The 12054-nt window shown below is 66.8% G+C and carries 11 protein-coding genes; 3 read left to right on the plus strand and 8 right to left on the minus strand.

Going from position 1 to position 12054, the window contains the following annotated elements; all coding sequences use genetic code 11:
- Positions 1 to 32: 32 nt before the first annotated feature.
- Together ACFSX5_RS06520 and galE are read right to left on the minus strand one after the other, a co-directional pair.
- A complete protein-coding gene (locus tag ACFSX5_RS06520) occupies positions 33 to 1244 on the minus strand; it encodes a lytic murein transglycosylase (RefSeq protein WP_386832476.1) in 1212 nt (403 codons plus the stop codon).
- 1 nt (position 1245) lies between these two features.
- Positions 1246 to 2232, minus strand: coding sequence for a UDP-glucose 4-epimerase GalE (gene galE / locus ACFSX5_RS06525; protein ID WP_386832477.1), 987 nt, complete (start codon positions 2230 to 2232; stop codon positions 1246 to 1248).
- Between the two features lie 89 nt (positions 2233 to 2321).
- On the opposite strand from galE, the gene galU reads away from it, so the two are divergent.
- Positions 2322 to 3206, plus strand: coding sequence for a UTP--glucose-1-phosphate uridylyltransferase GalU (gene galU / locus ACFSX5_RS06530; protein WP_386832478.1), 885 nt, complete (start codon positions 2322 to 2324; stop codon positions 3204 to 3206).
- Here the strand turns inward: galU and ACFSX5_RS06535 are convergent.
- The 3 genes from ACFSX5_RS06535 to ACFSX5_RS06545 all read right to left on the minus strand — a co-directional run bounded on the left by ACFSX5_RS06535 (position 3203) and on the right by ACFSX5_RS06545 (position 6019).
- The gene (locus ACFSX5_RS06535; protein ID WP_386832479.1) at positions 3203 to 4459 is read right to left on the minus strand and encodes an outer membrane beta-barrel protein; all 1257 of its coding nucleotides are present in this window, start codon (positions 4457 to 4459) and stop codon (positions 3203 to 3205) included. The two genes, galU and ACFSX5_RS06535, sit on opposite strands and share 4 nt — an antisense overlap.
- Before the next feature lie 107 nt (positions 4460 to 4566).
- Positions 4567 to 5022: an NfeD family protein gene (locus ACFSX5_RS06540; protein ID WP_386832480.1), complete on the minus strand. Its 456-nt coding sequence runs from the start codon at positions 5020 to 5022 to the stop codon at positions 4567 to 4569.
- A gap of 1 nt (position 5023) precedes the next feature.
- Entirely contained in the window at positions 5024 to 6019 is a 996-nt protein-coding gene (locus ACFSX5_RS06545; protein ID WP_386832481.1) for an SPFH domain-containing protein, read from the minus strand.
- 137 nt (positions 6020 to 6156) lie between these two features.
- Between ACFSX5_RS06545 and ku the strand changes: the two genes are divergently transcribed.
- Positions 6157 to 7128 carry a non-homologous end joining protein Ku gene (ku, locus tag ACFSX5_RS06550; protein WP_386832482.1) on the plus strand — a complete coding sequence of 324 codons (972 nt, stop codon included), beginning with the start codon at positions 6157 to 6159 and terminating at the stop codon, positions 7126 to 7128.
- 3 nt (positions 7129 to 7131) lie between these two features.
- Positions 7132 to 9744: a DNA ligase D gene (gene ligD / locus ACFSX5_RS06555; protein ID WP_386832483.1), complete on the plus strand. Its 2613-nt coding sequence runs from the start codon at positions 7132 to 7134 to the stop codon at positions 9742 to 9744.
- A gap of 178 nt (positions 9745 to 9922) precedes the next feature.
- Here the strand turns inward: ligD and modB are convergent, their stop codons facing one another.
- The 3 genes from modB to eda are packed head-to-tail and all read right to left on the minus strand — an operon-like array spanning position 9923 to position 11986.
- Positions 9923 to 10603 carry a molybdate ABC transporter permease subunit gene (gene modB, locus ACFSX5_RS06560; RefSeq protein WP_386832484.1) on the minus strand — a complete coding sequence of 227 codons (681 nt, stop codon included), beginning with the start codon at positions 10601 to 10603 and terminating at the stop codon, positions 9923 to 9925.
- A gap of 3 nt (positions 10604 to 10606) precedes the next feature.
- Positions 10607 to 11347, minus strand: coding sequence for a molybdate ABC transporter substrate-binding protein (modA, locus tag ACFSX5_RS06565; RefSeq protein ID WP_386832485.1), 741 nt, complete (start codon positions 11345 to 11347; stop codon positions 10607 to 10609).
- A 3-nt stretch (positions 11348 to 11350) separates the two neighbouring features.
- Entirely contained in the window at positions 11351 to 11986 is a 636-nt protein-coding gene (gene eda, locus ACFSX5_RS06570) for a bifunctional 4-hydroxy-2-oxoglutarate aldolase/2-dehydro-3-deoxy-phosphogluconate aldolase (RefSeq protein ID WP_386832486.1), read from the minus strand.
- Between the last annotated feature and the right edge of the window lie 68 nt (positions 11987 to 12054).

Below are 12054 nucleotides of genomic sequence, written 5' to 3' on the forward strand. Positions count from 1 at the left end.
AGCCGCCGACGGACCATCGCCTCGCCCGCCCGTTACCGTGTGGCGGCGGCGAGCGCGTCATAGGCAGCCCGGGTGATGAACCCGTCGGCCACCTCGCCACGCATTGCCTGGAAGCGGGCATAGGCCTCCTGGGTGATCGGCCCCAGTCGCCCATCGACCTCGCCCTGGTAGAGCCCGAGCCGCGCCAGCGCCGCCTGGATCGCCCGCCGCTGCTCGAGGTCCGGAAAGGCCGTGTCCCGCGGCCAGTCATCCACGAACGAGCCGCCGCCCTTCAATCGGTCGGTCAGATGCGCCACGCTCATGGCGTAGCTGTCGGAGAAATTGTAGCCCTTCAGCACCAGATAGTTCTGCGTCATCAGGAATTTCGGCCCGTCCTTGCCGGCCGGCACATAGAGAAATACCGGCAGGTTGGGGTCGCCGAACTGCCGCCCGGCCACACGCGCTACCCCACGCTCGGCGAAGAACGACACCGGGCGCATCTGGGTCCGGGTCGCCAGCAGGTAGTCGAAGCCGTCCGGCACCACCACCTCCATGCCCCAATCGATACCGGGCTGATAGCCGAGCCCGCGCAGATATTTGGCACTGGTCGCCAGGGCATCGGCCAGCGAGGCATGCAGGTTCACCCGCCCGTCGCCGTCGCCATCGGTGCCATGCGCCAGCACGTTGGCCGGGTTCACCTGCAGGTGCCCGATCGCGCCCGCCCATGAGCCCACCAACTGCTCCGGCGGCAGGCCCGAGCGCTCCAGCAGCAACAGCGCCGCGATCAGGTCCTTCTCGTCATCGGCCAGACGCGTGCGCCGCTGATGCACCACCGTTGCCAGCGAGCGGATGATCGGCCGGATCAGCCGCTCATTGCCGAGCACGGAGCCGTAATCAGTCTCGATGCCCCAGATGGCCCCCAGCAGATAGGGATCGACGCCATAGGCACGTCCCACGCTTTCGAACAGGGACTGGTTGCGGGCAATCGCGGCCCGGCCCCGCTCGATGCGCGAGGCGGTCACCCGAGTCTCAAGGTACTCCCAGATCGGCGTGGTGAATTCCGGCTGGCTGGCCACCAGGTTCGGCACGTTCGGGTCGGGCGTCAGCCCGAGCATGGCCCGCTCGTAGGTTGCCGCCGGCACCCCGGCCGCGACAGCCTTGGCGCGGAAGCCCGCCAGAAACGCCTCGAAGGATTCCACGGGCTGCGCCGCTGCTGGCGCGACCAGCGCCACAAGCATCAGCAGAAGCCAGACCGCGCGCCGCATGTCAGCGATTGCGGGTCATCAGGTGTCGCTCCCAGTCATAGGCGTGCTGCACGATCTCGTTGAGATCGTCGTGCTCCGGCACCCATCCCAGCAGCTTGCGCACTTTCTCGCCGGTGGCGGTGATGGAAGCAGGGTCGCCCGCCCGCCGCGGCCCCTCGTCGGCGCGGAAGTTGACGCCCGAAACCTGCCGCACCGTATCCACCACCTGCCGCACCGAATAGCCCTGACCATAGGCGCAGTTGAGCGTGGTGCTCTCGCCACCACGCCGCAGGTGCTTCAGGAGCAGGGCATGCGCCGCGATCAGGTCGGTGACGTGGATATAGTCGCGCACGCAGGTGCCGTCTGGCGTTTCGTAGTCGGTGCCGAAGATGTCCATCTTCTCGCGCTGCCCCAGCGCCGTCTGGCACGCAACCTTGATCAGGTGGGTGGCGAGCGGCGTGGACTGGCCGCTCCGCTTGCCCGGATCGGCGCCGGCGACGTTGAAATAGCGCAGCACACCATAGGTAATGGGATGGGCCGCGGCCACATCCTGCAGCATCCACTCGGTCATCAGCTTCGAGCGGCCATAGGGCGACATCGGATTGAGCGGCGTCTCCTCGATCACCGGCGCCAACCCGGTCATGCCGTAAACCGCCGCCGTCGAAGAGAATATGAAGTGCTTGACCCCACCCGCGACAGCCGCTTCGATGAGGTTGCGCGAGGTGGCGGTGTTGTTGCCGTAGTATTTGAGGGGGTTCGTCACCGACTCCGGCACCACGATCGAGCCGGCGAAATGAACGATTTCGTTGATTCCGTATTTCTCGATCAGCCCGCGCACGAAGGCGACGTCACCGGCGTCACCCTGCTCGAAGCGGGCGCGACCGTCGATGGCCCAGTCGAAGCCGGTCACCAGATTGTCGAGGACAACCACGTCTTCGCCGGCATCAGCAAGGTTCAGAACCATGTGGCTGCCGATATAGCCGGCACCGCCGGTCACCAGGACGGCCATGTGTTAACCCCTAACAAACAATACAATTTGACCTAATGCTATGATCGGTCTGTTGAGATAGCATTAGAGCGATAACACGGAGCATTGATTTGCCGAAGCGCGTTCGCACTGCGGTCTTCCCTGTTGCGGGTCTTGGCACCCGCTTTCTTCCCGCCACAAAGGCGATGCCGAAGGAGATGCTGACGGTCGTTGACCGGCCGCTGATCCAATACGCGGTCGACGAGGCGCGCGAGGCCGGCATCGAGCACTTCGTCTTCGTCACCGGCCGCAACAAGGGCGTCATCGAAGATCATTTCGACCGCCAGTTCGAACTCGAGACAACGCTCGAAGCGCGCGGCAAGGAAGCCGCCCTCGCCGAGTTGCGCAAGGAACTGCCGTCCGCCGGCCGCACCAGCTTCACCCGCCAGCAGGAGCCGCTCGGCCTCGGCCACGCCGTCTGGTGTGCGCGCGACATCGTCGGCGACAATCCTTTCGCCCTGCTGCTGCCCGATATGGTGTTCCGCGCCCAGCCGGGTGTGCTCAAGCAGATGATGGAAGCCTATGAGGAAACCGGCGGCAACATCGTCGGCGTCGAGGAGTGCGACCCGAGCGAAGTGTCGAGCTACGGCATCATCGAGCGCGGCGAAGGCCCCGACACGGGCTTCCGCATCAACGGCATGGTCGAAAAGCCCAAGGTCGGCGAAGCCCCGTCCAACCTCTTCATTTCCGGCCGCTACATCCTCCAGCCCGAGATCTTTGCCCTGCTTAGTGAGCAGGAAAAGGGCGCTGGCGGCGAGATCCAGATCACCGATTCCATGCAGGCGCTGATGAAGCAGCAGCCCTTCACCGGCGTGAAATACGACGGCAAGGTCTTCGACTGCGGTTCCAAGCTCGGCTTTCTCACCGCCAATGTCGTGTTCGCCCTCGATCGCGACGACATCCGCCCCGGCTTCCTGACGGAACTGCGCAAGCTGGATCTCAGCGACCGGCTCTAGCGGCTGACCGTCACGCCCACCGTCACGCGGTGGGCCTCCTGCAGGCCGTCGCTGGTGGTGACCGCCTGCGAATAGGAATAGTCCGCCCCGATCGCGGTGTGGGCGTTGACCTTGTAGTCGGCACCGGCACCGAGGCTGTATCCGGTCTCGGTGTTGCCGGTGCCGGTAAAGGTGGCGGTGTTCCACGCCGCCTGCGCGCGCAGCGCCAGCCACGAATTGACCGTGTAGTCGACACCCATGCTCGCGGTGTACTCGACGCGGGCGGTCCCGGCATTGTCGGGACCCGGCGGCGCCACCGCCGTGTTCAGGCCGGCGCGCAGCCGCAGCGTCGGATCGGGCTTGAACACCACGCTCGCGTCATAGACCTGCGCCTGCACCTCGCCGAGGGCCGCGGCGTCGAAGCGCCGCAGCGTGACGCCGGTCGCAGCCGTAGCTTCGAGCGTGCTGTTCCACCGTCCGGTCACGCCGGCCAGCAGCGTCACGTCGGTGGCATCCGTCTTCACCCCGAGCGAGGTGGAGGGGTTGTCGAACAGGTCGCGGCCCACACCGGCCTCGCCGAACACCTCGAATACCGGCGTCACCTGATAGCCGACGCGCAACGCCCCATCGAGCGACCACAGATTCTCCTCGGCGTTGGAGACCACTGTCCCGTCCGTGCGAGTGGTGTCGCCATAAAGGCTCCGACCGACACTGCCTGTCACCCCGACATTGAACCGTCCAAACTGGCGCGTGACGCCGATACCCGCCGAACCGGATAGCGTCTGCGGCGCAATCGCCACCGTGCTGCTCACCCCCGGCGTTCCGGCCAGAGGCTGGGTCAGCGTCAGGTCGGCCGTTGCCGTGGCGCGGGTGACGCTGTCGAGATCGTAGCCGGCGTCGAGTCCCAGCCGCAGTCCGGTGATGCTCAGCCGCCCGTCCTGTTCGCGCACGATCTCGGCGTCGGCTTCGGCGGCGATGGCAGCCCGCACGCCGATATGCTCGAGGCGGACAGTGGGCACCAGCAGCGTGTCGGAACGCTCGATCGTCGGTGTCTTGGTGTAGGCGCCGCGCAACGCCACCGACCAGTCGACGTCGAAGAATGGATCATAGGGCTCGCGTAGCCAGACCCCCTGGTCGGCGACGGGCGCCGCCGGCAATTGCCCGGGCAGCAGCCGTTCGCTATCGAGCCCGTCGCCCGCTTGGGCAAATTGCGGCGCCACGCTCGCGCAGAGCGCAAGAGCGAGGGTTCCGATGACCCCATGTCGCCGCCACATCCGCACCCAGCCAGCTCCGCTCCATAGCCAGATCGGGCCCCGAAGCGGGCCACACCGGCTCGGCGCGATCCTTCCAGCTTATGGTTAACGAATACTTGCGATGGGGCTCAGCCGGAGACCGGCTCCACCGTCAGCACATTGCCCTGGCTGCCGGTGATCCGCACCCGCTGGCCCACCGGCAGGTCGGGTCCCGACACCCGCCACACCGTGTCGCCCAGCACCACCCGGCCGAAGCCATGGCTGATCGGCTGGTCCAGCACCGCTTCCTGCCCCGCCAATTGCTCGGCGCGGCGGTTGAGCAGCGGCCGGTCGCTGGTTTCCTTGCGATCCTTGCTCCAGCGCAGCCACACGAAGATGCTGACCAGCGACAGGACACCGAAGATCAGCCACTGCACCGGCCAGGGCGGCGCCTGGAACAAGGCGATCAAGCCCGTCACCACGGCCGAAATACCCATCCAAACGAGGATTCCGCCCGGCGCCACCAGCTCCAGCGCCAGCAGCACCAGCCCGGCAACCACCCACGCCCACGGGCCATAGGCGATGACGAACTCGATCACCTGCATCCTAGCTCTCCGTCACTTGGCCCGCGGACGGCGGCCGCGCCGTGGAGCGCACCGGCGCCGCACCGCCGAAGGTCTCGCGCGCGATCTCGGCGATACCACCAATTGAGCCGATCACGCTCGAAGCCTCCACGGGCAGCATCAGCACCTTCTGGTTCGGCGCCGCGGCAAGCTTGCCCAGCGCCTCGATGTAGTTGTTGGCAACGAAGTAGTTGATCGCCTGCACGTCGCCGGCCGCGATCGCTTCCGACACCAGTTGCGTTGCCTTTGCCTCCGCTTCCGCCGCACGTTCGCGCGCCTCGGCATCACGGAACGCGGCCTCGCGACGGCCCTCGGCTTCCAGCACCTGCGCCTGCTTCTCGCCCTCCGCCTTGAGGATGGCCGCCTGCCGCCGTCCCTCCGCCTCGAGGATGGTGGCGCGCTTCTCGCGCTCGGCCTTCATCTGCCGGCCCATCGATTCCACCAGGTCCTTGGGCGGATCGATGTCCTTGATCTCGATGCGGGTGATCTTGACGCCCCACGGCGACACAGCTGTGTCCACCACCCGCAGCACCCGCTCGTTGATCTCGTCGCGATGGCTCAGCAGCTCGTCGAGGTCCATCGAGCCCATCACCGAGCGGATATTGGTCATGGTTAGGTTGAGGATGGCGTTCTCGAGGTTGGACACCTCATAGGCCGCCGCCGCGGCATCGAGGATCTGGAAGAAGGTCACCCCGTTCGCCGTCACCGTGGCGTTGTCGCGGGTGATCACCTCCTGGTGCGGCACGTCGAGCACCTGCTCCATCACGTTGAGCCGCTTGCCGATGCCATCGATGAAGGGCACGATCAGGTTGAGCCCAGGCTTCAGCGTCCGCGTGTACCGCCCGAACCGCTCCACCGTGTAGTGATAGCCCTGCGGCACCGTCTTGGCCCCGGCGAACAGCACCAGGAGCGCCAGGATGCCGAGCCCGATCAGCGTGATGCTCAGCCCATCGAGCGCGAAGCCGTCCAGCAATTCCATCGATTGTCTCCCTCGTCCCACTCCCCGGCGAATGTAGGGACCGTCGGCGGAACGCGCAACGCGCCAGTGTGCGGAACGAAGCCGAAGCGCCCCTCGTTCTCACCCACAGCAATCCCGGGCTTTCACGAGGAATCCCCATGGCGTCCCGCCCCGTCTGGAAAGGCCAGATGCGTCTGTCGCTGGTGTCGATCGATGTCGAGCTCTACTCGGCCACCAAGACCACGTCTCGTCCCCGCTTTCGCCAGATCCACGAGCCCTCAGGCAAGCCGATCCACTACCAGAAGGTCGCCGAAGGCATCGGTCCCGTCGACAAGGACGAGATCATGAAGGGCTTCGAATACGAAAAGGGCGACTATGTGCTCCTCACCGAGGAGGAGATCGACGCCGTCAAGCTCGAGACCCGCAAGACCCTCGAACTCACCCAGTTCGTCGGCGCCTGCGAGATCAACCCGCTCTATTTCGAAAAGCCCTATTACATGGTCCCGGCCGACGACCTCGCCGAAGACGCCTTCCGCGTCATCCGCGACGCGCTCAAGCAGACCGGCAAGGTCGGGCTCGGCCAGTTGGCGCTGCGCGGGCAGGAATACCTCGTGGCGGTCAAACCCTCCGGCAAGGGCCTCCTGCTCGAGACCCTCCGCTACGAGGAGGAGCTGCGCGAAGCCGACCCGTACTTCGCCGAGATCCCGGCCGAAAAGGCCGATCCCGACCTCCTGGAGGTCGCCACCGCCCTGATCGACAAGAAGACCGACGAGTTCGACGCCTCGGCCTACAAGGACCACTACGTTGCGGCCCTGCGCGAGCTGATCGGCAAGAAGCTCAAGAACAAGGGCAAGCGCGTCACCGCCGACGAGGACGACAGCACGCCCGCCAAGCCGCAGAAATCCAACGTCATCGACCTGATGGCGGCGCTGAAATCGAGCCTCGAAGGCGGCGGCAAGGGCAAGGCCGCAGCGGCAGAAAAGCCCGCCGCGAAATCCCGCGCCACCAAGACCAATGCGGCCAAGCCTGCTGCCAGCAAGTCGCGCAGCAGCAGCAAGTCCACCGCCAGCAAATCCACCCCGGCCAAGAAGCCGAAAGCCGCGGCTGCCCCGCGCAAGAAAGCGAGCTGAGCCATGCCCGCCGCCGCTACCGAATTGCTCAAGGAATACCGCGCCAAGCGCGACTTCACCAAGACGCAGGAGCCCTCGGGCGACAAGTCCCGCGGCAAGGGCGCTGCCACGCAGCAACTCCGCTTCTGCGTCCAGAAGCACGACGCCACCCGCCTCCACTACGATTTCCGCATCGAGCTCGACGGCGTGCTCAAGAGCTGGGCGGTCACCAAAGGTCCATCCGACAATCCGGCCGACAAGCGCCTCGCCGTTCATGTCGAGGATCACCCGCTCGACTATGGCAACTTCGAGGGCACTATCCCCGCGGGCGAATATGGCGGCGGCACCGTCATGCTCTGGGACGAGGGCACCTGGGAGCCGGTCGGCGACCCGCATGAGGGGCTCGAAAAGGGCGACCTCAAGATGCGCCTCCACGGCAAGCGGCTGAAGGGCGAATACGTTCTCGTCCACATGAAGGGCCGCGGCACCAAGCGCAAATCCGGTCCGCCGCGCGAAAACTGGCTCCTGATCAAGCACCGCGACAAATATGCCCGCGAGGATGGCCCGCTCATCACCGAGCGCTTCACCAAATCCGTCTCCACCGGCCGGGACCTCGACGGCATCGCCAGGGGCCTGAAGCCGAAAAAGGGCTCCACCACCCCCGCCGAGGACGTCTGGCACTCCGATGCCGAGCCCAAGGCCACCAACAAGCCGGCAAGCAGGAAGGCCGCAGCCAAACCGAAGGCGAAGCCGGAAGCCCTACCCGATTATCGCCCGCCCCAGCTCGCCACGCTCGTGTCCGAAGTCCCGGACGGCTCCGGCTGGGTGTTCGAGATGAAGTATGACGGCTATCGGTGCCTCGCCGCCGTCTCGGGCGGCGCCGTCCGCCTCTACACCCGCACCGGACAGGACTGGACCGACAAGTTCGCCGCCATTGCGCCAGCCTTCGAGACCCTCACTCCCGGCAGCGCCCTGATCGACGGCGAACTCTGCGCCTTCGACGACAACGGCCGCACCGATTTCTCGACGCTCAAGGCCCACCTTTCCAATGGCGGTCCCCTCACCTTCTTCGCCTTCGACCTACTCGAGCAGGACGGCGAAGACCTCACCCGCCTGCCGCTTACCGAACGCAAGCAGCGGCTCGAAAAACTCCTCGGCAAGACCGAGGCCAATTCGCTGGTGCAGTTCTCCACCCATGTCACCGGCAACGGCCAGAAGGTGTTCGACACCGTCTGCCGCGCCGGCCACGAGGGCATCATCGCCAAGCGCGCCGACGAGCCGTACCGGGGCGAGCGCACCCGCTCCTGGCTCAAGGTGAAATGCTCCAGGCGCCAGGAGTTCATCATCGCCGGCTGGTCGCCCTCGAGCAAGAAGAAGACCTTCGGCTCGCTGCTGATCGGCACCCTCGAAGACGGCAAGCTCGTCTATCGAGGCCGCGTCGGCACCGGCTTCACCCAGGACGATTCCCGCGCCCTGCAGCAGGAACTCGACCGCCGCGCCCGCAAGACCAACCCCTTCGACAAGGTCCCGCGTCCGATTGCCCGCAACGCCCGCTGGGTAGCGCCCGAGCTGATAGCCGAGATCGCCTTCACCGAGTTCACCCCGGACGGCGTCCTCCGCCATCCCTCCTTCCTCGGCCTCCGCGAAGACAAGCCCGCCGCCGAGATCACCATCGAAAAGCCCGCCGACGCAGCCGACGACGCGCCGCTCCCCGCCACCCCACTCAGCCCGCAGGCCGGCCTCCACGCCGCGGAAGCCGCCGGGGTCAAGCTCACCAGCGCCGATCGGGTGGTCTATCCCGGCCAGGGTGTCACCAAGGCGGATCTCGTCGCCTACTACGCCGCCGTCGCCGACCGCATGCTCCCCTATATCGAGCAGCGGCCGCTGAGCCTCGTCCGCTGTCCCCAGGGCCGCGCCAAATACTGCTTCTTCCAGAAGCACGACACCGGCGCCTTCCCCGAGCAGATGAAGCACGTCCCCATCGTCGAGAAGCACGGCCACACCGAAGAATACTTCTATATAGAGGACCTTTCCGGCCTGATCGCCGGCACACAGATGAACGTGCTCGAGTGGCACCTCTGGGGCGCCCGCATCAAGGACGTCGAAAAGGCCGAGCGGCTGATCTTCGACATCGACCCCGATGTCGGCCTCGACTTCGCCGAGGTGAAGCGCGCCGCCGCCGACATCCGCGACCTCCTCGCCGAACTCGGCCTCGAAACCTACCCCCTGGTCAGCGGCGGCAAGGGCATCCACGTCATCGCCCCGGTCCGCCCCACCCTCGCCTGGCCCGAGGTCAAGGCCTTCTGCAAGGGCGTTGCCAATCTCCTCGCCGAACGCGAGCCCGACCGCTTCACCGCCAACATCCGCAAGGACAAGCGCAAGGGCCGCATGTTCATCGACTATCTGCGCAACGAGCGCGGCTCCACCGCTATCGCCCCCTGGTCCACCCGCTCCCGCGAGGGCGCCCCGGTCGCGGTTCCCATTGCCTGGAGCGAATTGGACGGCCTGCGCGCCGCCAACCAGTTCTCCCTCCCCCAGGCCGCCGCCCGCGCCAAACAGCCCGACCCCTGGAAAGGGTATTTCACGACGACGCAGTCCATCACGGCAAAGATGCGCAAGGCGGTTGGAGCGGGGTAGGGGCTGCCAGCACCCCCACCCAACCTCCCCCGCATGCGGGGGAGGGGCTGCATCGAGCTTGCCTCGCTACTTAACCAACCACAGGCCCAGTCCCTCCCCCGCATGCGGGGGAGGTTAGGTGGGGGCTCTTCCAGAGGTCCCTCTTCCAACCAACGCCACTGGCGCGCATCTCCCCCGCCTACGGCAAGGGGACATCCGTGCGCCGCGCCACCCATTGCGTCACCCCGATCACCACCAGCGCGAACACCACCATTCCAGCCGCCAGCACATGCGCCTCGCTCCATTGCAGCCGTTCGACGAAATCATAGAGCGCAATCGCCACCACCTTGGTCTCACCGGGGATGTTGCCGCCGATCATCAGCACCACCCCGAACTCCCCCACCGTATGGGCAAAGGTCATCACCGCCCCGGTGACATAACCCGGCCGCGCCAGCGGCAGCGCGACCCGCACGAACCGCTGCCAAGGCGAGGCGCCCAGCGTCGCTGCCGCCTCCAGCGGCTCGCTTCCGATCGCCTCGAAGGCATTGCGCAGCGGTTGCACCATGAAGGGCAGCGAATAGAACAGCGAGCCGATCACCAGTCCGGTGAAGGAAAAGGCCAGCGTCCGCCCGCCCCACAACCCCGCAATCCAGCCACCCGGCCCCGCCGGCCCCAGCGCGATCAACAGGTAAAAGCCGAGCACCGTCGGCGGCAGCACCAGCGGGACCGCGACCAGCGCCCCCACCGGCTCGCGCCAGCGGCTCCGCCCGCGCGCCAGCCACCAGCCGAGCGGCGTGCCGATCAGGAGCAGCAGCACCGTGGTGATGCTCGCCAGTTCGAGCGTCAACCGGACCGCAGGCCAGATCGCGGCGAACTCCATCCCCTACTCCACCGCATAACCGGCGGCCGTGATCACCGCCACCGCCGCATCGCTGCGCAGAAACGCCAGATAAGCGCGTGCCGCGGGATTGTTCGCCCCCGCGGCAAGCAGCGCCGCGTCCTGCCGGATCGGCTGGTGCAACTCGGACGGGATCAGCCACGCCCCCGCCTTGCCCTGCACCTGGCTCGCTGCCACCAGGCCCAGTTCGGCACTGCCGCTCGCGACGAACTGCAGCGCCTGCGTGATGCTCTCCCCGATCACGATCTTGCCGGCATAGAGCTCGGTCAGTCCAAGCGCCTCCAGCGTCTCCATCGCCGCCCGGCCATAGGGGGCGGTCTCCGGATCGGCAATGGCGAGATGGTCCACCTCGCCTGCCCGCAACACGGCTGTCGCATCGGCGAGATCGATGCTGGTGCTGTAGAGCGCCAACTGCCCGATCGCATAGGTGAACACAGTCCCCTCGACGGCGAGGTCCCCGGCCACCGCCCATGCCGGCCGCTCGTCATCGGCAGCCAGATACACCTCGAAGGGCGCCCCCTGGGTGATCTGGGTGTAGAGCTGCCCGGTCGCGGCGAAGCTATGGCGCACCGCGTGCCCCGTCGCCTCGGTGAACAGCGGCGCCAGTTCTTCCGCCACGTCGGCGAAATTGGCGGCCACCGCCACCAGCACGGTTTCAGCCCGCGCCGCCCCCGGGAAAGCCACCGCCATGAGCGCGGCAACCGCAAGGGCAGCGCGCCGCGTCACCGGTCAGCTCTTGAGCGCCGCGGCTTCCCGCGCCAGCGTCTCGATGCGCGACCAGTCACCGCTCTCGATCGCATCGCCCGGCATGATCCACGAACCGCCGACGCAGATCACGTTGGGCAGGCTGAGATAAGTCCTGGCCTTGGCCGCATCGATGCCGCCGGTCGGGCAGAAGGTGATGTCGGCGAGCGGAGAGGCGAACGCCTTCAGCACCGGTGCCCCACCCAGCGCCTCGGCCGGGAAGAATTTCAGATAGCTGTAGCCGCGGTCGGCTGCCGTCATCGCCTCGCCCGGCGTCCCGATGCCCGGCAGCAGCGGAATGCCGATATCGTCGGCAGCATCGAGAATGCGTGGCGTCAGTCCCGGTGACACCATGAAGCGACAGCCGGCCGCCACCGATTGCTGCATGTGCTGCGGATTGCGGACGGTGCCCGAGCCGACGATGGCGCCTTCGACCTTGGCCATCTCCTCGATGACCTTGAGCGCATTCGGCGTCCGAAGCGTGACTTCCAGTACCGGCAGCCCGCCCGCCACCAGCGCCTCGGCCAGCGGCCGCGCCTTGCTGACGTCATCGAGGATGATCACCGGCACCACGGGAGCCAACGACAGGATGGAGCGGATGGCGTTGCTGTCTTGCGGCATGGTCGGTCCTCGCGATTTCGGTCGCGAGAACGGTTAGGGCGGCAACGGGCTGCGTGCAAGCCCGTTTG

The sequence above is a fragment of the Devosia albogilva genome (genome assembly GCF_042685625.1).
In the GTDB taxonomy this organism is placed as follows: domain Bacteria; phylum Pseudomonadota; class Alphaproteobacteria; order Rhizobiales; family Devosiaceae; genus Devosia; species Devosia albogilva.

Excerpts from the sequence above, each read along its gene's own strand:
- ACFSX5_RS06520 (WP_386832476.1), bottom strand. The coding sequence starts at position 1,244 with ATGCGGCGCGCGGTCTGGCTTCTGCTGATGCTTGTGGCGCTGGTCGCG.
- galE (WP_386832477.1), bottom strand. The coding sequence starts at position 2,232 with ATGGCCGTCCTGGTGACCGGCGGTGCCGGCTATATCGGCAGCCACATG.
- ACFSX5_RS06535 (WP_386832479.1), bottom strand. The coding sequence starts at position 4,459 with ATGTGGCGGCGACATGGGGTCATCGGAACCCTCGCTCTTGCGCTCTGC.
- ACFSX5_RS06540 (WP_386832480.1), bottom strand. The coding sequence starts at position 5,022 with ATGCAGGTGATCGAGTTCGTCATCGCCTATGGCCCGTGGGCGTGGGTG.
- ACFSX5_RS06545 (WP_386832481.1), bottom strand. The coding sequence starts at position 6,019 with ATGGAATTGCTGGACGGCTTCGCGCTCGATGGGCTGAGCATCACGCTG.
- ku (WP_386832482.1), top strand. The coding sequence starts at position 6,157 with ATGGCGTCCCGCCCCGTCTGGAAAGGCCAGATGCGTCTGTCGCTGGTG.
- ligD (WP_386832483.1), top strand. The coding sequence starts at position 7,132 with ATGCCCGCCGCCGCTACCGAATTGCTCAAGGAATACCGCGCCAAGCGC.
- modB (WP_386832484.1), bottom strand. The coding sequence starts at position 10,603 with ATGGAGTTCGCCGCGATCTGGCCTGCGGTCCGGTTGACGCTCGAACTG.
- eda (WP_386832486.1), bottom strand. The coding sequence starts at position 11,986 with ATGCCGCAAGACAGCAACGCCATCCGCTCCATCCTGTCGTTGGCTCCC.